This is a genomic window from Pseudomonas rosaeacicularis (assembly GCF_057128745.1).
This window is the reverse complement of record NZ_JBSKHT010000018.1, coordinates 16,780-41,135: the sequence shown is the minus strand read 5'-3', so window position 1 is coordinate 41,135 and position 24,356 is coordinate 16,780. Positions and strand designations below refer to the sequence as shown.

General features: G+C 58.0%; 26 protein-coding genes and 2 tRNA genes. 12 read left to right on the top strand and 16 right to left on the bottom strand.

Annotated elements, in window-relative coordinates:
- The first annotated feature begins 61 nt into the window (after positions 1-61).
- Together ACWKWM_RS22455 and ACWKWM_RS22450 are read left to right on the top strand one after the other, a co-directional pair.
- Positions 62-1,660, top strand: a complete 1,599-nt coding sequence (locus ACWKWM_RS22455; protein ID WP_483848247.1) for a RimK family protein — start codon at positions 62-64, stop codon at positions 1,658-1,660.
- A 4-nt stretch (positions 1,661-1,664) separates the two neighbouring features.
- Positions 1,665-2,597: a magnesium transporter CorA family protein gene (locus ACWKWM_RS22450; protein WP_483848246.1), complete on the top strand. Its 933-nt coding sequence runs from the start codon at positions 1,665-1,667 to the stop codon at positions 2,595-2,597.
- Positions 2,598-2,762: 165 nt separating this feature from the next.
- Here ACWKWM_RS22450 and pbpG read toward each other — a convergent pair whose 3' ends face one another.
- Positions 2,763-3,698, bottom strand: coding sequence for a D-alanyl-D-alanine endopeptidase (gene pbpG, locus ACWKWM_RS22445; RefSeq protein ID WP_483848245.1), 936 nt, complete (start codon positions 3,696-3,698; stop codon positions 2,763-2,765).
- Positions 3,699-3,972: 274 nt separating this feature from the next.
- Between pbpG and ACWKWM_RS22440 the strand changes: the two genes are divergently transcribed.
- Positions 3,973-4,533, top strand: a complete 561-nt coding sequence (locus tag ACWKWM_RS22440; protein WP_483848244.1) for a hypothetical protein — start codon at positions 3,973-3,975, stop codon at positions 4,531-4,533.
- 102 nt (positions 4,534-4,635) lie between these two features.
- On the opposite strand, the gene ACWKWM_RS22435 is transcribed toward ACWKWM_RS22440, so the two are convergent.
- From ACWKWM_RS22435 to ACWKWM_RS22425, 3 genes are all read right to left on the bottom strand, one after another.
- Positions 4,636-4,818, bottom strand: a complete 183-nt coding sequence (locus ACWKWM_RS22435; protein WP_483848243.1) for a hypothetical protein — start codon at positions 4,816-4,818, stop codon at positions 4,636-4,638.
- A 127-nt stretch (positions 4,819-4,945) separates the two neighbouring features.
- On the bottom strand, positions 4,946-5,140 hold the full coding sequence (locus ACWKWM_RS22430) for a hypothetical protein (RefSeq protein WP_483848242.1): 195 nt from the start codon (positions 5,138-5,140) through the stop codon (positions 4,946-4,948).
- A gap of 248 nt (positions 5,141-5,388) precedes the next feature.
- Positions 5,389-5,760, bottom strand: a complete 372-nt coding sequence (locus ACWKWM_RS22425; protein WP_483839142.1) for a hypothetical protein — start codon at positions 5,758-5,760, stop codon at positions 5,389-5,391.
- A gap of 227 nt (positions 5,761-5,987) precedes the next feature.
- Here ACWKWM_RS22425 and ACWKWM_RS22420 point away from each other — a divergent pair, with 227 nt between their 5' ends.
- Positions 5,988-6,803, top strand: coding sequence for a shikimate 5-dehydrogenase (locus tag ACWKWM_RS22420; protein WP_483848241.1), 816 nt, complete (start codon positions 5,988-5,990; stop codon positions 6,801-6,803).
- Between the two features lie 244 nt (positions 6,804-7,047).
- Here the strand turns inward: ACWKWM_RS22420 and ACWKWM_RS22415 are convergent, their stop codons facing one another.
- Positions 7,048-7,716: a YceH family protein gene (locus tag ACWKWM_RS22415; protein ID WP_483848240.1), complete on the bottom strand. Its 669-nt coding sequence runs from the start codon at positions 7,714-7,716 to the stop codon at positions 7,048-7,050.
- Positions 7,717-7,834: 118 nt separating this feature from the next.
- On the opposite strand from ACWKWM_RS22415, the gene ACWKWM_RS22410 reads away from it, so the two are divergent.
- Positions 7,835-8,344 (top strand): DUF1993 domain-containing protein, encoded by a 510-nt coding sequence (locus tag ACWKWM_RS22410; RefSeq protein WP_483848239.1) that lies wholly within the window; start codon positions 7,835-7,837, stop codon positions 8,342-8,344.
- 16 nt (positions 8,345-8,360) lie between these two features.
- On the opposite strand, the gene nhaR is transcribed toward ACWKWM_RS22410, so the two are convergent.
- Entirely contained in the window at positions 8,361-9,257 is an 897-nt protein-coding gene (gene nhaR / locus ACWKWM_RS22405; RefSeq protein ID WP_483848238.1) for a transcriptional activator NhaR, read from the bottom strand.
- 116 nt (positions 9,258-9,373) lie between these two features.
- On the opposite strand from nhaR, the gene ACWKWM_RS22400 reads away from it, so the two are divergent.
- Positions 9,374-10,138, top strand: a complete 765-nt coding sequence (locus tag ACWKWM_RS22400; RefSeq protein ID WP_483848237.1) for a TerC family protein — start codon at positions 9,374-9,376, stop codon at positions 10,136-10,138.
- 94 nt (positions 10,139-10,232) lie between these two features.
- On the opposite strand, the gene ACWKWM_RS22395 is transcribed toward ACWKWM_RS22400, so the two are convergent.
- Complete coding sequence (locus ACWKWM_RS22395) at positions 10,233-10,406, bottom strand: hypothetical protein (RefSeq protein ID WP_483848236.1); 174 nt, start codon at positions 10,404-10,406, stop codon at positions 10,233-10,235.
- Positions 10,407-10,704: 298 nt separating this feature from the next.
- Between ACWKWM_RS22395 and ACWKWM_RS22390 the strand changes: the two genes are divergently transcribed.
- A complete protein-coding gene (locus tag ACWKWM_RS22390) occupies positions 10,705-11,328 on the top strand; it encodes a peptidase C39 family protein (RefSeq protein WP_483848363.1) in 624 nt (207 codons plus the stop codon).
- A 59-nt stretch (positions 11,329-11,387) separates the two neighbouring features.
- Here ACWKWM_RS22390 and ACWKWM_RS22385 read toward each other — a convergent pair whose 3' ends face one another.
- Positions 11,388-12,671: an NAD(P)/FAD-dependent oxidoreductase gene (locus tag ACWKWM_RS22385; protein ID WP_483848235.1), complete on the bottom strand. Its 1,284-nt coding sequence runs from the start codon at positions 12,669-12,671 to the stop codon at positions 11,388-11,390.
- A gap of 184 nt (positions 12,672-12,855) precedes the next feature.
- On the opposite strand from ACWKWM_RS22385, the gene ACWKWM_RS22380 reads away from it, so the two are divergent.
- Positions 12,856-12,932: transfer RNA gene (locus ACWKWM_RS22380), tRNA-Val, on the top strand.
- 111 nt (positions 12,933-13,043) lie between these two features.
- Here the strand turns inward: ACWKWM_RS22380 and ACWKWM_RS22375 are convergent.
- Positions 13,044-13,376 carry a hypothetical protein gene (locus ACWKWM_RS22375; protein ID WP_483848234.1) on the bottom strand — a complete coding sequence of 111 codons (333 nt, stop codon included), beginning with the start codon at positions 13,374-13,376 and terminating at the stop codon, positions 13,044-13,046.
- A 122-nt stretch (positions 13,377-13,498) separates the two neighbouring features.
- The gene (locus ACWKWM_RS22370; RefSeq protein ID WP_483848233.1) at positions 13,499-14,518 is read right to left on the bottom strand and encodes a hypothetical protein; all 1,020 of its coding nucleotides are present in this window, start codon (positions 14,516-14,518) and stop codon (positions 13,499-13,501) included.
- A gap of 288 nt (positions 14,519-14,806) precedes the next feature.
- On the opposite strand from ACWKWM_RS22370, the gene ACWKWM_RS22365 reads away from it, so the two are divergent.
- Positions 14,807-14,883: transfer RNA gene (locus tag ACWKWM_RS22365), tRNA-Val, on the top strand.
- A 120-nt stretch (positions 14,884-15,003) separates the two neighbouring features.
- Here ACWKWM_RS22365 and ACWKWM_RS22360 read toward each other — a convergent pair.
- On the bottom strand, positions 15,004-15,231 hold the full coding sequence (locus ACWKWM_RS22360; protein WP_483848232.1) for a hypothetical protein: 228 nt from the start codon (positions 15,229-15,231) through the stop codon (positions 15,004-15,006).
- A 220-nt stretch (positions 15,232-15,451) separates the two neighbouring features.
- Here ACWKWM_RS22360 and ACWKWM_RS22355 point away from each other — a divergent pair, with 220 nt between their 5' ends.
- On the top strand, positions 15,452-16,009 hold the full coding sequence (locus ACWKWM_RS22355) for a DUF4174 domain-containing protein (protein WP_483848231.1): 558 nt from the start codon (positions 15,452-15,454) through the stop codon (positions 16,007-16,009).
- A gap of 139 nt (positions 16,010-16,148) precedes the next feature.
- A complete protein-coding gene (locus tag ACWKWM_RS22350; protein ID WP_483848230.1) occupies positions 16,149-16,445 on the top strand; it encodes a 2-oxoacid ferredoxin oxidoreductase in 297 nt (98 codons plus the stop codon).
- Between the two features lie 67 nt (positions 16,446-16,512).
- Here ACWKWM_RS22350 and ACWKWM_RS22345 read toward each other — a convergent pair whose 3' ends face one another.
- Positions 16,513-17,145: a hypothetical protein gene (locus ACWKWM_RS22345; protein WP_483848362.1), complete on the bottom strand. Its 633-nt coding sequence runs from the start codon at positions 17,143-17,145 to the stop codon at positions 16,513-16,515.
- A 265-nt stretch (positions 17,146-17,410) separates the two neighbouring features.
- Here ACWKWM_RS22345 and ACWKWM_RS22340 point away from each other — a divergent pair, with 265 nt between their 5' ends.
- On the top strand, positions 17,411-18,757 hold the full coding sequence (locus ACWKWM_RS22340; protein ID WP_483848229.1) for an MFS transporter: 1,347 nt from the start codon (positions 17,411-17,413) through the stop codon (positions 18,755-18,757).
- Positions 18,758-18,930: 173 nt separating this feature from the next.
- Here the strand turns inward: ACWKWM_RS22340 and ACWKWM_RS22335 are convergent, their stop codons facing one another.
- The 4 genes from ACWKWM_RS22335 to ACWKWM_RS22320 form a co-directional block, all read right to left on the bottom strand.
- Positions 18,931-21,162 (bottom strand): xanthine dehydrogenase family protein molybdopterin-binding subunit, encoded by a 2,232-nt coding sequence (locus ACWKWM_RS22335; RefSeq protein WP_483848228.1) that lies wholly within the window; start codon positions 21,160-21,162, stop codon positions 18,931-18,933.
- Between the two features lie 13 nt (positions 21,163-21,175).
- Positions 21,176-22,159: an FAD binding domain-containing protein gene (locus tag ACWKWM_RS22330; protein ID WP_483848227.1), complete on the bottom strand. Its 984-nt coding sequence runs from the start codon at positions 22,157-22,159 to the stop codon at positions 21,176-21,178.
- On the bottom strand, positions 22,159-22,827 hold the full coding sequence (locus ACWKWM_RS22325) for a (2Fe-2S)-binding protein (protein WP_483848226.1): 669 nt from the start codon (positions 22,825-22,827) through the stop codon (positions 22,159-22,161). Before ACWKWM_RS22325 ends, ACWKWM_RS22330 begins: the two co-directional genes overlap by 1 nt.
- 233 nt (positions 22,828-23,060) lie before the next feature.
- A complete protein-coding gene (locus ACWKWM_RS22320; protein WP_483848225.1) occupies positions 23,061-24,131 on the bottom strand; it encodes an NAD(P)-dependent alcohol dehydrogenase in 1,071 nt (356 codons plus the stop codon).
- Positions 24,132-24,356 lie beyond the last annotated feature (225 nt).

Genomic DNA, 24,356 nt, shown 5'->3' with positions numbered 1-24,356 from the left:
GGGACATTTCTACAAAGCCATGTTTTATAGAAAGGACTTGTTTCCCGAAGGATCACGACTCATGAATGCGGTGCCGGTGAAGACGGATGAAGTATCAACACAACCTGGACGTTCGGCAAACATAAATATTGAATCGCTGCGGCCACTCTCCTCGCAAAGAGCGTCCACGCAAAGTCAGCTAGTCATTGTGGTGGAGCGGCTGGAAGACTGGGCCTCGTACTTGCCCAGCGAAGATTTGATCAGTGCTCAGGATTATCTGGAAAAACCGCTGGAAGGCTCCGCTGGCAAACGCGTTCAGGTGATCAACTTGTGCCGCAGCTATCGATACCTCGGGCATGGTTATTACTGCTCGCTGCTCGCCGAAGCACGGGGGCACAATGTCATCCCTTCGGTGAAAACCATCAGCGAATTGACACGTAAATCCTTGTACGGCCTGGCTTTGGATGACTTGGACAAAAGCCTTGAGCACGCCTTGCGCGACCATCCGTATGACGAAACCGAGGGCTTCACGCTGACGCTGTATTTCGGCCAGACCGATCTGGTGCCCTTGCAAGATCTGGCGCGGCAATTGTTTGAAGCGTTTCCGGCGCCGATTCTGTTGGTTGAGTTTCGCAAACGCGACACTTGGCGCATCGAAGGGGTCAAGACCGGCGCGCTGACCCGTCTGCGCGATCATCAGCAGGACCAGTTCGCTGAATCCCTGGACCGCTTCAGCCGCAAGATCTGGCGTCAGCCGCGTTCGCGCCGGGAGTTTCGCTACGACATGGCGATCCTCCATGATCCGCAAGAGGCGCTGCCGCCATCCAATGCCAAAGCCCTGGAAAACTTCATCCGCGTTGGCCGGCGCATGGGCGTGGATGTCGAACTGATTGAAAAGAAGGACTACTCGCGGCTGGCCGAGTACGACGCGCTGCTCATTCGTGAAACCACCAGCGTCGACAACCACACCTATCGGTTTGCCAAGAAAGCCGAGAGCGAGGGGCTGGTGGTCATGGACGATCCGGCATCGATCCTGCGCTGCACCAACAAGGTTTACCTGACAGACCTGCTCAAGAGCCACGGGCTGGGCATGCCAGCGACTGAAATCCTGTACAAGGACCGCCCCGAAGACCTTGAGCATGTCGCCACGCGTCTGGGCTTTCCGCTGGTGCTGAAAATCCCCGACGGCTGTTTTTCCAAAGGGGTGATCAAGGTGCACAACACCGAGGATTTGCAGGTCGCCGCGCGTGAGCTGTTCGAGCATTCGGTCTTGCTATTGGCCCAGGAGTTTCTCTACACCGAGTACGACTGGCGCATTGGCGTGCTCAATCGCAAGCCGGTGTTTGCCTGTCAGTACTTCATGTCCAAGGGTCATTGGCAGATTTACAACCACAAGGCCCAAGGCGCAGAGATCAACGGTGAGTGTCGAACTCTGGCGGTGCACGACGCACCGCGTGCGGTAGTAGAGCTGGCGGTGAAGACTGCCAATCTGATCGGCGACGGGCTGTACGGCGTTGACCTCAAGCAATCGGGTGATCGGGTGGTGGTGATCGAGGTCAATGACAACCCCAACCTGGACGCCGGAATCGAGGACGCCTGGTTGCAGGACGATTTGTACGCGTTGGTGCTGGAGGAATTCATCCGCCGCCTTGATATCAAACGTCGCGGCCAGGCGTGGTGATGCCTTGATCCAAGGACATCGACTGCAAGCGGGCAGGTTGCTGGCATGCCCCGAGCAAGAGGCCAGTGTGTTGTGGTTCAGCCAGCCGGATGCCGCTGAAAAAGCGTTGCTGCTCGAGCGCTTTCATCTGGACGATCATGCGCTGGCATCGGCACTTGATCCGGACGAGGTCTCGCGCATCGAGTTTCATCCCAATGCGTTGTTTCTGATCTGGAAGCGCCCGGAGAACTACTCCGGGCATGACAGCTTCTCGTTCGATGTCTCATCGTTCGGGCTGCTGCTGACACAGGACCAGATGGTCCTGCTGTGTCCCGACGATAAGCAATTGGCAGACCTGGGCCTGCATCGGCCGATGACCCAGGTACTGGATGTGCTGCTGGAGCTGTTGTTCAACAACATTCATCACTATCTGGGGCACCTGAAGGTGATCAAGATGATCGCCCGCGAACTGCAACAGCAGTTCAATGCCTCGATGGACAGCCGCCATCTGGTGCAGATGTTCAACTTGAGCGAAAGCCTGGTGTATTACATCAACGCCATCGACAGCAACGGCTCGGTGCTGACCCGGCTGCGCAATCACGCGCACAAGCACCAGTACGGCGCGGACAGCCTGGCGCTGATCGAAGACATGATCATCGAGAACGAGCAGTGCCACAAACAGGCGCAGATCTACTCCACGGTATTCGCCAGCCTGATGGATGCGCGGGGCAATCTGGTCAATAACAACACCAATAACCTGCTGCGCAAGCTGACGTTGATCAACGTGGTGTTTCTGCCACTGAACCTGCTGGCGGGGATTGGCGGGATGTCGGAGTTCAGCATGATGACCACACCGATCCCCTGGTGGATCAGTTACCCGGCGCTGCTGGTGGGCATGGCCGGGCTGGGGGTGGCGATGGTGCTGGGGCTCAAGCGGATGGCGCGGACGAACCACTGAATCAGTGACACGATCGGCAGAATGTGATGGACCTGTAGGAGTGAGCTTGCTCGCGATCGGTTTTCCAGGCGACATATGTGGTGTCTGGACATACGAATCGCGAGCAAGCTCACTCCTACAGGAGGGGCGGCTTGTCCCGAGGCTGCTCGGCCTCGGTAAGCGGCATCAATCCGACGCCTGCAAACCTTTCTGCCTCATCACCAGATTCTTGTCTTTTTTGTACTGCAGCGCGACTTCTGGAGCCGGGCCGCTTTTGCCGGTTTCCATCCACAAGCGCATGCGGCTGGCGTCGGCGAAGTGAGTGAATTTGCCGAACGCATCGAGAATCACCACCGACACCTGACGATTGGCCATGCTGGTGAGCAGCACCAGACAGTGACCGGCCTGATTGGTGAAGCCGGTTTTGGTCAGCTTGATGTCCCAGTTGGACTTGCGCACCAAATGATCGGTATTGCTGAAGCCCAGCACGTAAGTCGGTTTACGGAAGGTGACGGTCTTTTCCGGGGTGGTGCTCAGCTCGCTCAGCATCGGGTAGTTGCGCGCCGCCAGTGCCAGTTTGGTCAGGTCGCGGGCGGTGGAGACGTTGAATACCGACAGGCCAGTCGGCTCCATGTACACCGTGTGCGCCATGCCCAAGGCTTTGGCTTTGGCATTCATCGCGCGGATGAACGCCGGATAGCCGCCCGGATAACTGTGGGCCAGGCTTGCGGCCGCGCGGTTTTCCGAGGACATCAAAGTGATCAGCAGCATGTCGTGGCGATTGAGTTCGCTGCCCAGTTTGACTCGGGAGAACACGCCTTTCATTTCAGCGGTCTGGGAGATGTCGACTTTGATCATCTCGTCCATCGGTAACTTGGCGTCCAGCGTGACCATGGCGGTCATCAACTTGGTCACCGATGCGATTGGCACGATCACATCCGGGTTGCTGGAATAGAGCACTTGGCCGGTGCGCAGGTCAGTGATCATGGCGCTGCCCGATGCCAGATGAAGTTGCGATGGATCGCGGTTAAAGGCAGCAGGTTCGTTCGCAAGGGCACTGTTGGAAAGTGCGGCGCCTGTAAATGCAAATAATAGGCTTATTAGTGATACGCGAATTTTCAAGAGCAAAGCTCACTTATAGGTGGAATACGCTGCAAAGCGTGGGTTTTTCAGGACTTTTAATATTTGCGCATTTTAGGAGCATGCTTCAGAGGATGTCGATGGGGTTCGTAGGAGGTTTCGTTAATAAAAGTAGGAAGAATGAGTTGTCGACAGTATTCAGACAGCATTCTTCTGATTGCCAGTTTGCTGTCGATATTCGTGGAAGTCCTGGCGGCCAGCTATTAGCATTCGACGCCATAGAATGCTTAACGCCGAACTGATCAGGAGTCGCGCAATGCCCAAGGGTTTTATCAGCAAGGAATACGCCGCACTGGTGTTCGTCGCCGTCGTGGTTGCAGTGCTCTTGCTGGCCGCCGGTTTTCTCGCAAGGCCCGCTGATTGGGCGGGGTGGATTCAGGCGATTGGCTTGATTGTTGGCCTGATGATGGCGGTGGCTGTCCCGGCAATCCAGAACGCGCAAAACCTGGCGGCGCAGCAGAAGCTGGTCCGCGATCGCGAGACCGGCTACGCCCGCCGCCTGCAATACCTGTGCGGCGAGCTGAACGAGACGCTCGCCAAGGTCATGATCAATCTGTTGCACCTGCGCGCCGCCGACCGTCATCGCCTGCAACGCACCCTGGAAGACTACCTGCACCGTCTGTTTGAGTCGCACAAGCTCGATCAGAACGACGACCGCGTCGTCATCGCCCACGAACTGCGATTGGTCGCCAACGATCTGGCAGACGAAATGGAAAGCGGCCGCTCGGACCGTGTGGTGCTGATGGCACTGGAAAAGCGCCTGCAAAAACTGGCGCATCGCTGTCAGGTGAATGCGGCGCTGGCCGAGCGCGTCTGAAGCGAACCTTGTACTTCCGGCAAAAAAAAGCCCGCTTCGGGGGAGGCGGGCTAAAGGGAAGTGCGGAGCAACGCACGATTTCAGGGAAGAGCAAATTCGGGATCAGCTGTTGAGGTGGCGCGTCAGCAATCGCTGGGACATGGCTTGAGCGTCGGGCAGTGAAGCCAGTGGGCCGCTGACCGGTTCACCGTTGTGAACCAGGTACCAGCAGGCCAACAAACCCTGTTCTCTCAACTGAGCAGGGACTGCGCTGCCGACTACCGACATGATTTGGACTTGATTCATAAGTGCCTCCATCAATCTATGGCGCTACTTTACGGGGCTGCCGCCGCCAGCAGAAATCACTGCTCTCGATAGTCGTCATTGATGATTGAAGGGGCGACGTTCATCTGCCCTGCAGCCTTCGAGGCGTTTAGTCGACGACCTGATCAAGCATCGCGACCACTTCATGCTCGGATATCAGACCCTTATCGACCAGATTTTGTGCCAGTAACGAGACGAGCTTGGCGGCGCGATGGCCCTCCAGACTTTTGAGTTCGGTCAGCACGTTGTAGACCTTGCTGGAGGTACACAAACCGGTGGCGCGATGTGGATTCTGCGTAGGCATGGCGGGCGTCCCCGTTCTTATTGATTGGAAATGAAGGTCAAGGCAGGGCGCAAAGAGCGCAGGTGCAACAAGGATGAATTCTTCGACAGTGTGCTGCTGTTCTGTAGACGACCTTGATCGTCGTCGTTTGCACGTGGCACAGCCGTCACTTCCATTACCCGGTAACTTAAACGACAACCCCGCCGGGCGGGCGGGGTTGGGTACTGGCGATTATCGGTCAGAGGCTGCCGATATCGATGCCATCCTTATCACCAGCGGCCTGGACCGCCGCCACCCTGGTAATAACCGTGCGGAGGGCCGTAGTAGCCACGTGGAGGGCCGTAGTAACGAGGCGGACCGTAATAGACCGGTTGTTGAACCACATACGCTGGCTGGTAATAAACCGGCGGTGGTGGCGGCGCGTAGTAAACAGGTGCTGGCGCATACACCGGCTGTTGTTGCACGTAGACGGTCCGTGGACCCGAGTTGGCAACCGCTGCGCCTACAACGCCACCGACCACTGCACCTACAACCGCCGCTCCACCCCAGCCTGGGCCGCCGCCACCGCCGTGGGCTTGAGCTTGGCCTGCAAGGGCTAGGGCACCTAACAACAAGGCAACCTTGGGAATGTGACGAATCATGACTGTTCCTCGGTGTTCAGTCCCGTTGTCGCGAGCCTGCGTTACGCTCAGGTTCTGCCACGGGATAACTGATCAGACAGCGACTTTTTGAAAATCTGCGCAGCCGCTGCGTAAATTTTGTGTAAGGTATTTGGCGCTCTTTAATGACAAATCAGCCGCTCTTCAAGCAGCTCGCTGATATTACGCCTTTATCCCGATGTATATCTAATACCGTTCAGGAGATTTCAATGCCCATCACTGCAAGCAAAGAGACGTTGTTGTGCATGTCCCTCGCCGGACGCCCCGGTAACTTCGGCGTGCGCTTTCATAACCATCTCTATGAGCAACTGGGTCTGAACTTCTATTACAAAGCCTTTGCTCCAACGGACTTGCCCGCCGCCATTGCCGGGATGCGCTCGCTGGGTATTCGCGGTTCTGCTGTTTCGATGCCGTTCAAAGAGGCGTGCATCGCGCTGATCGATGAAATGGACGCGTCCGCTGCAGCGATAGAATCAATCAACACCATCGTCAATACCGACGGTCATCTCAAGGCCTATAACACCGATTACATCGCGGTGGCCCAATTGGTCGACACCCATGATCTGCCGCGCACCCGCTTTGCCCTGCGAGGCAGCGGTGGCATGGCGAAAGCCGTGGCGTTTGCGCTGCGTGATGCAGGGTTTACCGATGGCCTGATCGTGGCCCGTAACGAGGCTGCAGGACGGGCGCTGGCAAAAAGCGCAGGTTTTGAGTGGCAGGCAGAACTGGGGAGCGAGCGGGTACCGTTGTTGGTTAACGTCACGCCGTTGGGGATGATCGGCGCGCAAGCTGACGAACTGGCCTTCGACAAGGCGGCAATCGAGGCAGCTGATACGGCGTTTGATGTCGTTGCAAGCCCAGCACGTACGCCTTTCATTGTGCAGGCAGAAGCGCTCGGCAAGCGCGTGATCACAGGGGACCAGGTTGCGGCGATTCAGGCACTGGAGCAGTTCATTCTGTACACCGGCGTGACGCCGACCGATGAGCAATATCAAGCAGCGGCAGCGTTCGCGCGGGGCAACTGACGGCGTGTATCTGTGGGAGCGCGCATGCCCGCGAAGGCTGTTCTTTCAGCGCTGAAGATGGGTGGACCGTAAGGGCCTCTTCGCGGACAGGTCCGCTCCCACGATGATCCCGGGCGTCTTCATCAGTTGAAAAAAACGCAAAACCTGTAGGAGCGAACTTGTTCGCGAGCCGATATATCTGTCTCACCGCGTAAGGGTGCTCGCCAACAAGTTGGCTCCTACAGAATGGGGTTGTTTGGATTGATCAGCGCTCCAGTTTGGCCAACCGCTCTTCCAATGCCGCCACCCGCGCTTCGAGCTCGTCGATTCGTTCTGAAGTCGCCGAGCCACCAGAAGAGCGCTCGGAGGATGGGCTCTGCCGCGCGGCCAAAATAGCTTCCATGTCCGCCGGATCGCCCAGCGCGTGCATGTAACGGTCCTCACGCTGCCCGGCCTGTTTGGGAATCAATACGGCAAACCCCCGGCCAATCAGGCGTTCGAGCTGGTGAACGACCTGATCGGCATCTTCGAATTCGTGCATGCGGTTGCTGCGGGTCAGCAGTTCATTGACAGTCTGCGGGCCGCGCAAAAACAGTAGTCCACTGAGGATGGCCTGTGCTGGCACCAGCTCCAGCGTTTTGTCGACGCGATGCTCCCAGCGATCAGCGCGGCTGCCCATCACCAGACGGGTCAATTGATGGCCTTCGAGAGCCCGTAACGCTTGTCCGACCTGGCCTTGGGTCAGGTTCATCACCGGCTCGCGGCTGGTTTTCTGGTTGCAGGCCAGCACCAGCGCGTTAACGGTCAGCGGATAGGTTTCAGGGTTGGTCGCCTGCTTCTCTATCAGACAACCGAGGATTCTCACCTCCGTGCTGTTGAGTTGCAGCTTGCCTTCATCGTCTGCGGCATTCTCTGGATTTGGCTCGTTGGACATGGCGCATTCCCTGGACGTTGAAAAGGCTATGAGGGTAGGGGCACGATGATGTAAAAGACAAGCCGCGTTCGCATGTTCGACGTGCTCATTCTTGCGACTCATCACACCAGGAACCGTTATGACCATCTCCCTGTACGCCGCTTCCATTCCTGTCTTCAAGCAAATGCTCACCTCTCTGGGTGCTGTTCTGGCCAAGGCCGAAGCCCACGCCACCGAGAAAAAAATCCAGCCTGACGCACTCCTGCAATCGCGTCTTTATCCGGACATGCTGCCGCTGATTCGTCAGGTTCAAATTGCCGTCGATTTCTCCAAAGGCGCCACTGCACGTCTTGCCGGCATCGAAATCCCGAAATACGAGGACACCGAAGCCTCCTTCGCCGATCTGCAAGCGCTGTTGGCCAAGGTTTTGGCATTCATCGGCAGCGTCACGCCGGAGCAGATCGACGGCAACGAAGAACTCGACATCGTGCTGCGTCCAGGCACACCGAACGAGAAACACCTCAAGGCCCAGGCTTATCTGCTGCATTACGCACTGCCGCAATTCTTCTTCCACGTAACCACTGCCTATGACCTGTTGCGTCATGGCGGCGTGGAAATCGGCAAGCGCGATTACATGGGTTCGTTCTAATCTGACTGACGGCTGATCAGTCAGTAAACAGCTCCCGTCTAGCGCCTTCGGTGATCGCCACAATGCCGGGGTGCTTGACCTTGCGCTCGACCGAAATCGCGTAAAACGATTCGGTCACTGCATCGGTCTGGCCGATCATTACGACGTCGTACTGCGCCATTACTTCGTCGGCAATCACGCTGGGCGCCATAAAAATCCCGCTCCCTGACTTGCCAAACGCCTTCATTAACGCGCTGTCATCGAATTCGCCCACAATCTTGGGCTGAATTTTCTGCTCCGCGAACCAACGCATCAGACGACTGCGCAATACCGTCAACTGACCGGGAATCAGCAGCGGCGCGCCTTGCATGCCCTGCGGGAAGTCTTGCCCGTACTTCTGCGCCAGGGCTTTGGTGGCGAAGAAGCTCACGCCGCATTCGCCAAGCTTCTGGCTGTAGCCCTTGATGTCCAGGTGCGAGGGCATAGGGCTGTCGGAAATCACCAGATCCAGGCGCTGGATCGCAAGGTCCGCCAGCAAACGCTCCAGTTGGTCCTCGCGGCAGGTAATGCGCATGGGTTCACTCAGCTCCATGGTCGGGGCGATCAAGCGGTAGACGATGGATTTGGGCACCACATCGGCGACGCCTACCCGAAACAGAATCTGCTGTTCATCGGGTTGCGTGCGCAGCAAGGCCTCCAGTTCGTCCCCCAATTGAAACATCTGCTCGGCGTAGGGCAGGGCGACGCGGCCGGCTTCGGTCAGCTCCAGTTGACGACCGACGCGCTTGAAAAGATCCACGCCGAAGGTCTGCTCCAGCAGGCTGATTTGGCCGCTGATGGTTTGCGGGGTAAGGTTCAGCTGTTCGCAGGCGCGCACGATGCTGCCGGTTTTGGCTACAACCCAGAAGTAATGCAGCTGTCGGTAATTGAGCATAAGCGCGTTCACTTCGTGAAAACCGAAGTATAGCGCTTAAAAATACGAATTTTCCTGAAGTGTTTGCCTCATTAGAATGCGCGCTATCTCATTGGACCGATCAAGGCTATTTGCGTATGGAATATCTTCTGGAACTGGCTGCAAGCCCCGCCGCATGGGTAGCGTTGGCGACCCTGGTGGTGATGGAAATCGTGCTGGGTATCGACAACCTGATCTTTATCTCGATTCTCACCAACAAGCTGCCGGTGCATCAGCGCACCAAGGCGCGGCGCATCGGTATCAGCATGGCGCTGATCCTGCGTCTGGGCTTACTCAGCACCGTGGCCTGGATCGTCCAATTGACGGCTCCGGTAATCGAAGTCTTTGGCCAGGCCTTCTCCTGGAAAGACATGATCCTGATCGCCGGTGGTCTGTTCCTGCTCTGGAAGGCCACGACCGAGATCCACCACAGCGTCGATATCAAGACTGAAGAAGAGAAGACGTTGTCCTCGACTGTCACGCTGGGTATGGCCGCTGCGATTGGTCAGATTCTGATGCTGGACCTGGTGTTCTCCATCGACAGTATCGTCACTGCGGTAGGCATGACCGAGCACTTGCCGATCATGGTGATCGCGGTAGTCGCCGCCGTGGTGGTGATGCTGGTGGCGTCGGAGCCGTTGGCCAAGTTCATCAACGACAACCCGACGGTGGTGATGCTGGCGCTGGGCTTCTTGATCATGATCGGTATGACGCTGATCGCTGAAGGCTTCGGCGCCCATGTACCCAAAGGCTACGTGTATGCAGCGATGGCGTTCTCGGCCTTGATTGAGGTGCTGAACGTGCTGGCCCGACGCTCCAGGCAAAAAAGCCTGGCTGAAGAAAAAGCCGCGCATAAGGTCTGATTCATAGACGTAAACAAAACGGTCGGGATGGGAAACCATCACCGACCGTTTTTTGTTGTGTATTACCTGACGTCAGCCAGCATTGCATTTGAGCTCAATGCAGCGGCACGGATTCGTTTTTCCCGAGATTCAACGAAGCAGGCGGCACGGCGCTGCTTTGATGATGCGGATGATGGCGGCGAGAAATCCTCAGCACGCCCCACAACATGGCCCCCGCTACGGCAAGCCAACCCAAGACCAACATCACGATAATCATTCCGAGACTCATACGTCCCTCCGGCGCCTTTGCCTTTCCTTCATCTTAGTAACCGACAGTCTAGTCCGGGCTATGTTGCGGAAAATTGACCAATGGCTGATTGGCATGACCGTTTTGTTCTATCGCTCGCCGTTCACTGCGTATTGGCGCTATACCGAATCGACGGGCGGCTCTATGATCGGCCTCCAGATCGGGTGGCGGGTTGCCCGACGTTCATACAACTGGTCGTAAAGTGAGTGATGACGTGTCGGGATTATCTGGATTTCTTGCCGCTGGCCTGCAACGAAAGGCCTGGGCGCTGGCTGTCGTGATGGCGCTCGCCGGCTGCGCGACCAACGTTGAGCCTGAGTACAAACGCTTGCCGGACCGGGTGGAACTCAATTCGGTGCCGTTCTTCCGGGGTGACGAATATCAGAGCGCTCCTGGTGCGCTGGCGGGCATGTTGGCGGCGCGCAGTGTGCAAATTACCCCCGGGCTGGTCGAGAAGCCGCTGAAATTGCCGGGCGGCGAAGCAAAACTTGATCAAAGCATGCCGAATCTGGCGCGCGAATACGGCTTTGTGGTTTACCCGCTGGATGACTCGCTGCCGGCGCTGCTGGCGCAGGTCTCGGCAGGGTTCCCGGTGATGGTGCGGTTTTCCGAAGGTTCGGTGTGGTGGAAACAACCGCGCTACGGCATCTTGATCGGGTTCAATCAGCGCAAGCGCACAGTGGTCCTGCACGCTGGGCAAAACCGCCGGATGCTGATGAGTTTCGATGAGTTCACGTCGGCGTGGAATAACGCCGGCAGCTGGGCGATTCTGGTCCAGGGCCCGCGTCAGGTCCCGGCCCAGGTTGATCGCGAACGCTGGCTCAAGGCTGCCGACGCGCTGGCTCAGGCCGGACAGGAGCAGGCAGCTGGCGAGGCGGTGAAGGCGGTCAATAACGCCCGCTAGTGAACTTGGTTGGAAAAAAACGGCGTCCTTACTGGCGCCGTTTTTGCGTTTCAAAGGCCTTAAAAACCCAGTTTGTCCCGCAGGCTGTAATACCAGGCGCCCAGGGCGGTGAGCGGCGTGCGCAGCAGCTGACCACCGGGGAATGGGTAGTGCGGCAGGCTGGCAAAGGCATCGAAACGTTCAGCCTGACCGCGTAAGGCCTGAGCCAGAACCTTGCCGGCCAAGTGGGTGTATGTCACGCCGTGGCCGCTGCAGCCTTGTGAGTAATAAATGTTGTCACCCAAGCGACCCACTTGCGGTAGACGCGATAGGGTCAGCAGGAAATTACCGGTCCATGCGTAATCGATTTTCACGTCCTTGAGCTGCGGGAAGGCCTTGAGCATCTTCGGTCGGATGATCGATTCGATATTTGCCGGATCCCGCGCGCCGTACACCACGCCGCCGCCGAAAATCAGGCGTTTTTCGGCTGTGAGGCGGTAATAGTCCAGCAAATAGTTACAGTCTTCGACGCAGTAATCCTGGGGTAGCAAGCTGTTAGCCAGCGCCTCGCTCAATGGTTCGGTCGTGATCACCTGGCTGCCGCACGGCATCGATTTAGCGGCCAGTTCAGGAACAAGATTGCCCAGATAAGCGTTGCCGGCGACGATGACGAACTTCGCTCGCACCCGACCTTGATCGGTGTGAACCACCGGGTTGGCGCCACGCTCAATGCGGATGGCCGCCGATTGTTCATGAACCACGCCGCCCAGAGATTCCACCGCCGCAGCTTCGCCCAAAGCCAGATTGAGCGGGTGGATGTGCCCGCCACTCATGTCCAGCAGGCCGCCGATGTACTGCTCGCAGCTCACGACTTCGCGAATGCGGCGCTGATCCAGCAGTTCAAGTTGCGTGTGGCCGTAACGCTCCCATAGCTTTTTCTGCCCTTCCAGATGGCCCATTTGTTTGGGGGTCAGCGCTGCGAACACGCCGCCGTCTTTCAAATCACACTGAATCTGGTATTTCGCCACGCGCTCACGAATGATGCCGGCGCCCTCAAACGCCATCTCACCCAGCAGTTGCGCTTGCTTGGGGCCAACCGAGCGTTCGATGACGTCGATATCACGGCTGTAGCTGTTGACGATCTGCCCGCCGTTACGACCCGACGCGCCGAACCCGACTCTGGCCGCTTCCAGTACGGTGACGCTGAAGCCAGCTTCGAGAAGAAACAGGGCACTGGACAGCCCGGTGTAGCCGGCGCCAATGATGCACACATCAGTCTGCACCTCGCCCTGCAACGCGGGTCGGACCGGCGCAGCGTTTGCTGATGCCGCGTAATAAGACGCTGGATATGCAGTGTTCGCCATCCTGAAACCCCGTTTTATATTTTTTACGAATGCGCCGATCGTACCTGAGAAGAAATCTTGCGACCAGCCAGGTGCGCCAATGCAGCGCTTTGGGGACTTTATAAAAAACAGTGCCGATTCAGGGGGTTACAGCTAAATACTGATTGACAAAAAAACTGCCGCCGGTAGGATGCGGCCCCACAGCAGGCGCGTAGCTCAGTTGGTTAGAGCACCACCTTGACATGGTGGGGGTCGTCAGTTCGAGTCTGATCGCGCCTACCAAACAAAATCCACTCTGCTGGTGGTACAGAAAGGCGACCTGAAAGGGTCGCCTTTTTTTGTGCACAAAAAAGCCCGGCGCGAGGCCAGGCTTTCGATTGCAGCGCTTTGGGATCAGCCCCCAGCGCCACCTACACCCGAGCCGGAAGATCCGCTCGATCCACTGCTTTTCGAATCTGTGCTGCCCGAGCCGCCAGCGTTGTTGCCGCTTCCGGTGCCGTTGCTCATCGAGCCGGTCCCAAGGCCGGTGCCAGCTCCGGTGCTGTCGCCGCCTGCCTGTATGCCCCCTCGGCTCGTGTCATTGCCTTGAGTGCGCGGATCGGCACCGGTTTGCGACGCTGGCGCGCCCATTGTCGGTGAAGTCGGCGCGTTCACACCTGCAATGGCAGTGACAGATGCGGCGCAACACAGGACTGTGAGCGCACAGGCGGCCAATAATTTGTTCATTACATGACTCTCCTTTTTGTAAGGTCTTTACCTGACTTTTGGCCCTTTCTTACCATCATTGGTGCGATGCTGGCGACGAACGGCTCAATCCCGTTCGATCCTGTCTGTTCGTGCAGCTATCGCTAAAAAGCGTCCAAAGCATTTTCGCCTGCCGGGGTAAAGATTTCCGCGTCGCCAAGGCGCCCTTCGATTTGGCTGGACAAGTAATAGGCCCCGGCCAACACACCGGTTTGTTGTTCTTCGATCAGGCGGCGTTTCTTCTCGGACAATGCCGCATACAGGCTTTGCCGCAGTTGGTCCTCCATTTCGGCGTGTTCGCTTTGGTGGGTGATCGCGCCAAATCCGGCCATGCCGACCGAGATAGCCAGCCCCGCCACTCGACCGACTGCAGCCGCCACGGCGCTGGCGATCCCGCGTGGGGCGAGGCTGGCTTCAAGTTTCTCGCTGGAATGAATGGCAATCGAAGAAATGCCAGGGTCTGTCGCCACCGAGCCTCCCGCAGCGCGATGCACGTGATCAATCAGCGCGAGGTAGGCGGGCAATTCTTCCAGCGGCTGGGCGTGAATCAATGTGTAGAGTGAGGCGGTGGCGTTGGCGTTGCCGGCAGCGCTCAAGCCTATGGCGGGGATGTGCCTGAGATGTTCGTCGAGTTGCTCGGCCGGGACATTGAAACGCAGGGAAAAGCTCTGAATCCGCTCGCCCATAAGCTTAACGTAGTAACGCGTGGCTTTGGCCATGATCGCGTCCGGGTCAATGTTTTTGGCTACAGGTTCAAGCACTTGTTCGTGGTACTGATCCTGCAGGTAGGCATCAAGCCGTTGCGCGGGTGTCAGGGCCTCTTTGCCGCCGCTGACCTTGTACCAGGTGACTTTCAATGTCAGCCACTGTTGGGTCCAGTAACCGGTGAACCAAGGAATGAACTCGGCTTCTGTGCGCTGATACACCTGATCCATCCAGGCATCCATCGATTGCATGGCATAACGTTTGACTGGGTCCATCGCCTCTTGGGAGGCGATAAAAATCTGCTGATCGATTTGCCGCCAGGTGAATGGCGAAACCTTCACGGGCGCGGCCGGGGGAGGGTGCGTGGAGGCGCAACCCGTCAGTATCAGTAACAAGACAATGATCACGCGGGTGTTCACAAGAATCCTCCCATGCACGCGCTGTGATGGCCGTCAGTTCCTTGCTGCAAGGAAAGCGCCACCCGACCTGCGCAAGCTGCGCACGTGGGAAAAGGTGTGCGTAGCTCAGCTCGGTATCAGGAGTATAGGAGGGGGCTGACGCGTACAAACATCGCGCTGCTGCCCGGTGGTTCAGCGCACTCTAGGACACCGGGTGAAGCACTCGAAAAAATTCGCATATTCATAGGCTTAGTGCGCGAAAAAGACGTTGACACACTTCTTAATATCCGTAGAATGCCGACCCACAGCAGGCGCGTAGCTCAGTTGGTTAGAGCACCACCTTGACATGGTGGGGGTCGTCAGTTCGAGTCTGATCGCGCCTACCAAACAAAATCCGCTACTGCTGGCGGTCTAGAAAGGCTCACCGAAAGGTGGGCCTTTTTTGTATCTGGGATACAGCCAATCCGCTCACATTCCTGTGAGCCGGATATCTACCCCTCGCTGTATTACTCGGCCTTGCCGCGCTGAATCCGGCCCGCTTTGACCTCGTCAGCGTAGGCCTTGAGTTTGTCCGCGTCCTTGTACAGCTGATTCATCAGATGCAGGACTGCAACCACGTCCACGTCCTTGACGCGTTCGGCCAAGCGGCTGACTTCGCCCGCCGTGCGTTCCAGGTTGCCGGCGACGCCGTATAGGTCGCGCTTCAATTCGATTGATGACTTTTTCAGCCCCACTTCATTCTCCTGAAAACAGTTGAGGATTGACCTGCACCGAGTGCGCGTCACCGCGCCCTTCGTGTGCGCCGCGCACTATAGCGCATGGCGCCGGAATCGGGGTTCAGGTTGCGAAACGCAATCGCGACGATCTTGAAAAAACCGGATTATTTGAAATGCACGCTGGACCTTTTGCCACGATGCGCGATCATCAGTGCATGGAAATCCAAAGGAGGTGTGTATGTTTACTCGGTCACTGACCCTTGCCGTCCTGTTCGCAGTCAGCGCTCCATTACTGGCAGCCGACAGCGATACCCCATTGGCCCAAGAGCGTGGCAAGACGCGTCCGCTGATCATCATCGCTTCCAGCACGGTGGACCCGACGCTGGTAAGCCTGAAAAAGAACCTCGAAGAACCCGCCAACCGTGAAGCCTTCGTCAAGCGCGACATGGTGCTCTACACCATCATCAATACCATCGGCCAACGCAACGGCAAAGACATGGACGCCCAGAGCACCATGGCGCTGATCCGTGAGCTCAAGCTTGGGGTTAAGCCGCAGACTCAAGCGCAGGTGATCCTGGTAGGCAAAGACGGCGAGAAGAAAATCGACCATTCCGGGCCGATCGATCCGAAAGAAATCTTCGGCACCATCGATCAAATGCCGATGGCTGAGAAAGAAGCCGCCGCCGCAGCGCCCGCTCCAGCCGCCGCCGAACCCAAAGCCGCACCAGCCGGCAAACCGGGCAAAGCCGTGAAGGGCGCAGCACCGGCCGCACCCGCACCAGCGCTCGATGACTGATTATCGGAACAGCCGGCAGGGCCGACGCGCGAATGAGCGCGCCTTCAGCCTTGCTGCTAAGATCGCTCCCTTTTTTACGGCAAGGACTGACATGAAACAGTGGGCGGGAGTAGCAGCATTGATGCTGTTGACAGGTTGCATGAGTTTAAGTCAGACCCGCTCGGCCGGGCCTGTTCAGGAATATTCAAGCCGCAAACCTGCCGCTGCCGTGGCTGAGTGCATCAAGGTCACGTGGGGGGATGTGCGTATATTCGGCGATGTGGCCGATGTGTTCCAGAAAACCAATGGACCGGGTGATTTCACGGTATACACCACCGAAGGCGTGTATTTCGCGGACGTCGTGGGCAAAGGCACTTCGACCCATATCAGTTTCTATGCAAAGCCGGATGCCTCTGTCAAAGAACAACGGGGCGCGGTAGTTGCGACCTGCTTGTAACGGCTAATCCCGACAGCGAAAAAACCGGCGCATCAGCCGGTTTTTTTATGGCTTGAGAACTCCGGCCTTACATGGGTGGCGTCACGCCGTTTTCACCTGCAGAAATCGACAGCGCGCTAAACGAACCGTCAGCTACCTTCTGCGCCTGCATCACGATCTTCACCCCAGGCTTGAGCAGCGTGCGATCTCCCGGCACCAGGTTGACGATCGGCACGTCATCCGGAATGACGATCTTCTTCTGACCGCCCTTGTAGTTCACGGTGATGGTGCGACCGTTGCTGGTGACCAGATCGCCCACCGAGCCGTTGGTCATGGTGCTGTCCTTGCCCAGATCGAAGGCGCGATGGCCGTCGCCGGTGCCAGCCAGTTCGGGCGGGAAGACATGAATTTCCAGCGCCTTCAGCGTGCCGTCCGGCAAAGGTACCGCCGCTGAGCCGATGTAGCTGCCGGGTTTGATTTGCGACACCTCGCCCAAGGTCACTCCTCGCACCAGCGTATCTTTGCTGAGATTGACTTCCAGATCCTCACCGCCTCTGGTGTGAACCCGCATCAAGTCACCCTCCAGTGCGGTGATCGCTCCTCTGACACGAGTTGGCGGTGCATCCTGCGCTTGTGAAGGACCAGCCATCACTAAGGCGCTGGCGAGCAGGCTTGAGATCAAAAGGGTGTCACGCACTCGTTTGCTTATCGTCGGTTTCATCGCTGGAGCAGTCCCTGAGTGGTCATTGTCCGCAAAGCTTACACCCCAATGTCTGGCTAGCTTCATGACAAACCCGTCAGCAACTGCTGATAAAAGGGAAAAAAACCGGTGGTCAGCACCGCTTGTGTCCCATATATAGGGATATAAAATCATATATTGAATAGAGCCAGACCCTCGTTTATGGTCTTTCCACGGATACCGTGACAAGCGTTCGCCAGACCCTGCGCCTGCGCTTGCGACAATAAAGATAATAAGAGGGCGTTCCATGTCCAACTCCATCGAGGCAACTCTGCGTGCCAGCACTATCAGTCGGCTCAATCTGAAACTGATCCCGTTTCTGATGCTGCTGTACATGGTTGCCTACATCGACAAATCCAATATCTCTGTCGCAGCCCTGCAGATGAACGCAGAACTGAGCCTGACTGCGCGCATGTACGGCATCGGCGTCGGGCTGTTCTTCCTCACTTATATTCTGCTCGAAGTGCCCAGTAGCCTGATCCTCACCAAAGTCGGCGCGCGGCGTTGGATCGCGCGGATCATGATCACTTGGGGGATCGTCGCGGCGGGCATGAGTCTGGTGCAAAGCGCTAATCAGCTGTACGTGATGCGCCTGCTGCTGGGCGCCGCGGAAGCCGGATTCACACCGGGCATCATTTACTATTTGTCCCAGTGGTACCCGCGCAGTGATCGGGCGCGAGCGATGTCGTTCTTCTATATCGGCGCGGCGCTGGCGTCGGTGATCGGCTTGCCGCTGTCGGGTGCGTTTTTGCACATGGATGGCTTTTTCGGGGTCAGCGGCTGGCGCTGGCTGTTCCTGCTGGAAGGTATTCCTGCCGCAATCCTTGGCATCGTGGTGCTGAAGTATTTGCCCGACGATCCTGAAAAGACCCACTGGCTCAATCCCGATCAGAAAAGATGGCTGAGCCGCACCATGACTCAGGAGCAGGCCGGCACTGCGATTTCCCATCACGACGCCTGGCATGTGGCGTTCCGCAATCGTCGGGTCTGGCTGCTCAGTCTGTTCTGGTTGCTGCAAGCGTTCGGCACCATTGGTATCACGCTGTTCCTGCCGCTGATCGTGCAGTCGGTCTCTAAACAGGGTTCTTTCACGGTGAGTGTCATGTCGGCGCTGCCGTTTCTGGTGGCCTGTGTGCTGATGTATTTCAATGGCCGTCACTCCGATAAAACCGGCGAACGCGGTCGACACTTGGGTGTTCCGCTGCTGGCGGCGGGAGTGCTTTTGGCAGTGGCGGTGTTCAGCGGCAATACGTGGCTGGCGTACGGGCTGCTGGTGCTGGCGGTCGGCCTGAACTGGGCGGCGACGCCGGTGTTCTGGGCCACTACCACGGAGTATCTGTCTGGCCCCGCGGCGGCCGTATCGATTGCGCTGATCAACTCCATCGCCAACCTGGCCGGCCTCGGTTTGCCGCCGGTCATGGGCTGGATGAAAGACGTCACAGACAACTATGACTATGCGTTGCTGATGGTGGCGGGGGCGTTGTTGGCGGGTGGGGTGCTGGGGATTTATCTGGGGCCAGGGAAGGTTATGAAGAAAGTACCAGAAAGGCCTGTTGCCGGTGTTCAGCCAGTGACTCAAACCAACCAGGCCTGAATTAATGGTGGTCGATAAAACGCATCGCAGGACCGGGTTGCGTCAGGTTTTACAAAGTAAATGAAGATCCAATGTAGGCGCTGACGAGCACCGCGAGGCTGCGATGCAATTCGTCTGACACACCGCTTCGCAGCCTCGCGGTGCTCGTCAGCTCCTACAAGGGGCTGGGTGCTTCACGCACTCATGGTTCGCGGCAGATCCATCAGCTTGTCCAGCGTGATCGGCAAACTCCGAATCCGCTTGCCGGTCGCGTGGGCCACCGCGTTGGCCACCGCTGCCGCCAACCCGGTGATGCCGATTTCACCGATGCCTCTGGCGCCAAACTCGTTGAGCGCCAAGTCCGGGTAATCCAACAGGATGACCTCGATTTCTGGCTGGTCGGCATGCACCGGGACCACGTATTCAGCGTAGTTGTCGTTGACCGGCATACCGTTACGTTCGTCGTAGTCGGTGCCTTCAAACAGCGCCATGCCGACGCCCATCACAATCGCGCCCTCGACCTGATTGCGCGAGGTCTTGTCGTTGATCACCTTGCCCACGTCAATCGCACTGACCACACGGGACACGCGCAAGCGCGAAATACCCGGGTCCCAGCGCACTTCGACAAAATGCACGCCGAAGGAGCGGAACGAATGCTTGGTGGTGTCGTTCATGCCGGTCTTCGCTTCACCGAAGGCGCTGGACTGCTTTTGCGCCCTGAGCACCTCGACGATGCCGAAGGATTTCCCTGCGCCCTTTAGCTGACCTTGTTCGAAGGTGATTTCCTCCGCCTTGGTTCCCGCCAGCACGCCTTTGGGCGCTGCCGAAAAAGCTTTCAACTGTTCGATAGCCTGACGCGTGGCTTCGGCAATCGCCGGCAACACGCTGGCCGTGGCCCACGAACCACCTGACACGGGCGCCGGAGGGAACGACGAATTCCCCAGTTCGACCTCGATCTTGTCCAGGTCGATGCCAGTGATGCTACTCACCACTTGCGCGATGATGGTGTAAGTGCCGGTGCCGATATCCTGCACGCCGCAGATCGCATACGCCGTGCCGTCCGCCCGTAACGACACCTGCGCCTCGGCTGGCGTGCGGTAGGCATCCCAGTTACACGCAGCCATGCCGTAACCGATGATTTCGGTGCCGTCCTTCATCGAGCCTGGCGTTGGGTTGCGCTTGCTCCAGCCGAACTGCTGGGCGGCCTTATCGATGCACTCCTGCAAATGGTTGCTGGACCACGGCAGGTTCTGGCTCTCATCGCGATCAGCGACGTTGAGCTTACGAAATGCCAGCGGGTCCATGCCCAGTTCGTCGGCCATTTCGTCCATCGCCGATTCGAGAGCGAACAGGCCCGGCGCCGCGCCTGGTGCGCGCATGGAGGTTGGCGTGCCGCGATTGACCTCAATGATCTTGTGGCTGACCAACACATTCGGGCAGCTATAAAGGCTCTTGGTCGAGGTGCCGCAATTTTCTTTGTACGGATCGGTGAAGGAGGTGGTGTTGATCGACTCGTGACTCACCGACACCAGCTTGCCTTTGTCATCGGTGGCCAGGCGCAGGCGTTGCTGGGTTTCCGGGCGATGGCCGGTGGTGGAAAACATTTGCTGACGCGGCACCACCAGTTGCACCGGGCGGCCAAGCACTTTGGCGGCGCCACAGGCGGCGACCGAATGCGGCCAGATCCACAATTTACTGCCAAAGCCTGAGCCAATGAACGGCGCCCGCACTTCGACCTTTTCCGGCACCAGTCCGAAGATTTTTGCCAGTGAGTTGCGATGGGCAACCACACCTTGGGACGCCTCATAGACGATCAATCGGCCGTCTTCCCAACTGGCGACGGTGGCGTGCATTTCCATCGGGTTGTGAGTTTCGACCGGGGTGGTGTAGGTCGCGTCGATGCTGTGGCTGGCGGCGGTAAATGCCGCGCCCGCGTCGCCGCGTTTGTGACCGGGGCTGCCGTCCTGCAAGGCGCCGGCTTTCATGCCCTGCTCAAGATTGGCGACGGCGTTGGTCTTGCTATAGCTGACGTTGATTTTGTATGCCGCGGCCCGCGCGTGCTCGAAGGTATCGGCCACTACCAGGGCAACGAATTGGCCCGCGTAATACACGGTTTCGTCTTCGAACGGCAGGCGGCTTTCGTCCGATTTTGCCGCTGTAAGAATCTTCGCGAACGACATCGGTAGCGCAGAGTTGTGATACAGCGCGGGGAAGTTGCCGTGGTGAAAGATGTCCAGCACGCCCGGCGATTTGCGCGCGGCATCCAGGTCCAGGCCAGTGATCTTGCCGCTGGCGATGGTGCTGAATACGCCGTACCCGTAGGCCATGTTTTTCAGGTGGTGGTCGGAGGCGTACATCGCCTCGCCAGAGACCTTGCGACGACCGTCGATGCGACGAGGGCCGGCGCCAATGATTGATTCAGTCATGAGCTTGCTCCTGTCAGGCGGTCAGGGTGGTGAGGTTGCGAATGATCGCCTGTTGCCCCAATGGAATCTTGTAGGCGTTGTGGCTGTAAGGCTTGGCGCCCTGCATTGCGATAGCGGCGGCTTTTTCCATGTTCTGCTGGGTCAGCGTCACGCCCTTGAGCGCACGTTCGGCATCCAGCGCACGCCACGGTTTGGTACCCACGCCGCCCATGGCGATGCGCGCGTCACGCACGGTGTCGCCATCCATCACCAGAATCACGGCGCTGGAGGCCAACGCAAACTGATACGAGGCGCGATCACGCAGCTTCAGATAGCCCGATTTGCTATTGGGCATCGGCGCGTTCAGCACCACATGGGTGATCAGCTCGTCATCCTGCAGGGCATGTTCCTTCCAGGGGGTCGATCCAGGCAGCAAGTGAAAGTCGAGAAAGTCAATGCTGCGCTTGCCCTTGGGCCCTTGCACTTCGACGCTGGCGCCAATGGCCGCCATGGCCACGCACATGTCCGAGGGGTGGCTGGCGATGCATTGATCGCTGGTACCCAGCACCGCGTGCACGCTGCGGTTATGACCGTCAATCGCCGCGCAACCCGAACCCGGTTCGCGCTTGTTGCACGGCGAAATGCCGTCACGAAAGTAATTGCAACGCACGCGCTGCATCACGTTGCCCGCCGTCGTTGCTTTATTGCGCAGTTGCGTGGTGGCGCCTGACAAAAGCGCTTGGGACAGCACCGAATAATGGCTGACGATGTGCTCGTGGTTGGCCAGCGTGGTGTTGGTCACCAAGGCACCAATGCGCACGCTGCCATCGCTTTGTACTTCGATCTGCTTGAGGGACAGGTGGTTGACGTCGATCACCTGATCGGCAGGCATCACGTCGAGTTTGACCAGATCAAGGAGGGTGGTGCCGCCTGCGAGGAAGAACGCCGACTGGCTTTTGGAGTGCGTGGTCACGGCCTGCTCGACGCTGCCGGCGCGGACATAATCAAAGGCTCTCATCAGGTCACCTCCTGCAGCTTGATCCGTGCCGACTGCATCGCCGACAGAATGTTTTTGTACGCGCCGCAGCGGCAAATGTTGCCGCTCATGGCCTCGCGTACGCTGTGGTCGTCCTTGCCGATGGTTTTGTCTTGCAACACGGCGACGGCGCTCATGATTTGCCCCGAGGTGCAGTAACCGCACTGATAGGCGTCGTGTTCCCAGAACGCCTCTTGAACGGGGTGCAATTTACCGTTTTTTGCCAGGCCTTCGATGGTGGTGATCTCGTCACCTTCGTGCATGGCTGCCAGCGACAGGCACGAGTTGATCGCAACCCCGTTGACGTGAATGGTGCAGGCGCCGCATTGGCCGTGGTCGCAGCCTTTCTTGGTGCCGGTCAGTTGCAGGCGGTCGCGCAATACGTCGAGCAACGCTGCGTTGGCCGGCAGGTTAAGCGTGTGGGTCTGGCCATTGACCTTGAGCGTCATGCGGCGCTCGTCCTTGGCTGGGGCGTCGGTATCATCAGCGACGGCGGCCTGGGCTTCAATGGCTTGCATCCATACCGGGGCTGTCGCAGCAGCAAGGCTGGAAACCCCAATCGATTTAAGAAAGTTGCGGCGTGACGGCACGGTGAAATCGGTCAGGTCGCCGCTCGCAGGTTCGGTTTTTTTTTCAGGCTGATCGGTCATGTTTTCGGGCTCCTCGTCAGCGTTGAATCGACCCCTGAGCCCGACGGTGGGCGAGCAGCAGAGAGGCATGCAGGTTGATGCGGTTGGCAATCGTCAAACCCAAGACAGTAGCGAAAAGATTGCGTGCGCATTCATGTAAATAAGTGAATGGACTGTGTAGTTATTCTCATGAATGGCCGACGTGATTCACACAGACCGGGCTACTTACCTGCTCAAGCAGCCCGGACTGATGATCAAGCGGCGGACGCTTCCTGTTTCAGCGTGGCCATGTCGATGACGAAGCGATATTTGACGTCGCCTTTTTGCATGCGCTCATAGGACTCGTTGATGTCCTTCATGGCGATGATTTCGATGTCCGAAACGATGCCGTGCCTGGCACAGAAATCGAGCATTTCCTGGGTTTCCTGAATGCCACCAATCAGCGAACCCGCCAGGCTACGGCGTTTGAAGATCAGGTTGAACACTGACGGCGATGGGTGCGGGTGATCCGGTGCGCCGACCAGGGTCATGGTGCCGTCACGCTTGAGCAGGTTGAGAAATGCATCCAGATCGTGGGGCGCGGCAACGGTGTTGAGAATGAAGTCCAGGCTGTTGGCCTGCGTCGCCATTTCATCCGGGTTCTTCGACACGATCACTTCGTCGGCGCCCAGGCGCAGGCCGTCTTCACGCTTGTTCGGCGAGGTGGTAAACAGCACCACATGAGCGCCCATGGCATGTGCGATTTTCACGCCCATGTGGCCCAGGCCGCCGAGGCCGACGATACCGACCTTTTTGCCGGGGCCGACCTTCCAGTGATGCAGCGGCGAGTAGGTGGTGATGCCGGCGCACAACAGCGGCGCAACGGCGGCCAGATTGGCACCTTCGCCGTGGCTGATGCGCAGCACGAATTTTTCCTTGACCACGATGCTGTCGGAGTAACCGCCGAAGGTGTTTTCGCCTCCGAATACCGGCCCGTTGTAGGTACCAGTGAAGCCGTTTTCGCAGTACTGCTCTTCGCCTTCAGCGCAGGAGGCGCAGTGCTGGCAACTGTCGACCATGCAGCCGACGCCCGCCAGGTCGCCAACCTTGAAACCCTTGACGCTGGCGCCAACGGCGGTTACACGACCGACGATTTCATGCCCCGGCACGGACGGGTAAAGCGTGTTGTTCCACTCGTTGCGCGCGGTGTGCAGGTCCGAGTGGCAGACGCCGCAGTACAGAATGTCGATCTGCACGTCATCGGCACCGGGCGCGCGGCGCTCGATCACGAAAGGCTTGAGCGTGTCTTTGGGATCTTGCGCGGCATAGCTGTACGTCTTGCTCATTGCAATTATCTCCACAGAGGCAGAAAGAAAAAGTGCGTCAGCATTGAGTGACACGCTTGAGCTGCAAAAGGTCATTAATACACAAGACAGACTCCTACGAGCCTGATGAGCCTAGTCCGCTATTGGAAGGCTGAAAAACATTCACTTTGCGGTTCGTCGGCCGACATATAACTGCAAGCGCTATTGAAACGGTCAGTTAGTCGTACAAAAGCGACCATATCGTCG

Excerpts from the sequence above, each read along its gene's own strand:
- ACWKWM_RS22390 (WP_483848363.1), top strand. The coding sequence starts at position 10,705 with ATGGCGCTCGCCGGCTGCGCGACCAACGTTGAGCCTGAGTACAAACGC.
- ACWKWM_RS22320 (WP_483848225.1), bottom strand. The coding sequence starts at position 24,131 with ATGAGCAAGACGTACAGCTATGCCGCGCAAGATCCCAAAGACACGCTC.
- ACWKWM_RS22340 (WP_483848229.1), top strand. The coding sequence starts at position 17,411 with ATGTCCAACTCCATCGAGGCAACTCTGCGTGCCAGCACTATCAGTCGG.
- ACWKWM_RS22335 (WP_483848228.1), bottom strand. The coding sequence starts at position 21,162 with ATGACTGAATCAATCATTGGCGCCGGCCCTCGTCGCATCGACGGTCGT.
- ACWKWM_RS22440 (WP_483848244.1), top strand. The coding sequence starts at position 3,973 with ATGCCCAAGGGTTTTATCAGCAAGGAATACGCCGCACTGGTGTTCGTC.
- ACWKWM_RS22330 (WP_483848227.1), bottom strand. The coding sequence starts at position 22,159 with ATGAGAGCCTTTGATTATGTCCGCGCCGGCAGCGTCGAGCAGGCCGTG.
- ACWKWM_RS22385 (WP_483848235.1), bottom strand. The coding sequence starts at position 12,671 with ATGGCGAACACTGCATATCCAGCGTCTTATTACGCGGCATCAGCAAAC.
- ACWKWM_RS22395 (WP_483848236.1), bottom strand. The coding sequence starts at position 10,406 with ATGAGTCTCGGAATGATTATCGTGATGTTGGTCTTGGGTTGGCTTGCC.
- ACWKWM_RS22455 (WP_483848247.1), top strand. The coding sequence starts at position 62 with ATGAATGCGGTGCCGGTGAAGACGGATGAAGTATCAACACAACCTGGA.
- ACWKWM_RS22350 (WP_483848230.1), top strand. The coding sequence starts at position 16,149 with ATGAGTTTAAGTCAGACCCGCTCGGCCGGGCCTGTTCAGGAATATTCA.
- ACWKWM_RS22415 (WP_483848240.1), bottom strand. The coding sequence starts at position 7,716 with ATGTCCAACGAGCCAAATCCAGAGAATGCCGCAGACGATGAAGGCAAG.
- nhaR (WP_483848238.1), bottom strand. The coding sequence starts at position 9,257 with ATGCTCAATTACCGACAGCTGCATTACTTCTGGGTTGTAGCCAAAACC.
- ACWKWM_RS22435 (WP_483848243.1), bottom strand. The coding sequence starts at position 4,818 with ATGAATCAAGTCCAAATCATGTCGGTAGTCGGCAGCGCAGTCCCTGCT.
- ACWKWM_RS22425 (WP_483839142.1), bottom strand. The coding sequence starts at position 5,760 with ATGATTCGTCACATTCCCAAGGTTGCCTTGTTGTTAGGTGCCCTAGCC.
- ACWKWM_RS22400 (WP_483848237.1), top strand. The coding sequence starts at position 9,374 with ATGGAATATCTTCTGGAACTGGCTGCAAGCCCCGCCGCATGGGTAGCG.
- ACWKWM_RS22420 (WP_483848241.1), top strand. The coding sequence starts at position 5,988 with ATGCCCATCACTGCAAGCAAAGAGACGTTGTTGTGCATGTCCCTCGCC.
- ACWKWM_RS22410 (WP_483848239.1), top strand. The coding sequence starts at position 7,835 with ATGACCATCTCCCTGTACGCCGCTTCCATTCCTGTCTTCAAGCAAATG.
- ACWKWM_RS22345 (WP_483848362.1), bottom strand. The coding sequence starts at position 17,145 with ATGAAACCGACGATAAGCAAACGAGTGCGTGACACCCTTTTGATCTCA.
- ACWKWM_RS22325 (WP_483848226.1), bottom strand. The coding sequence starts at position 22,827 with ATGACCGATCAGCCTGAAAAAAAAACCGAACCTGCGAGCGGCGACCTG.
- ACWKWM_RS22355 (WP_483848231.1), top strand. The coding sequence starts at position 15,452 with ATGTTTACTCGGTCACTGACCCTTGCCGTCCTGTTCGCAGTCAGCGCT.
- ACWKWM_RS22430 (WP_483848242.1), bottom strand. The coding sequence starts at position 5,140 with ATGCCTACGCAGAATCCACATCGCGCCACCGGTTTGTGTACCTCCAGC.
- ACWKWM_RS22375 (WP_483848234.1), bottom strand. The coding sequence starts at position 13,376 with ATGAACAAATTATTGGCCGCCTGTGCGCTCACAGTCCTGTGTTGCGCC.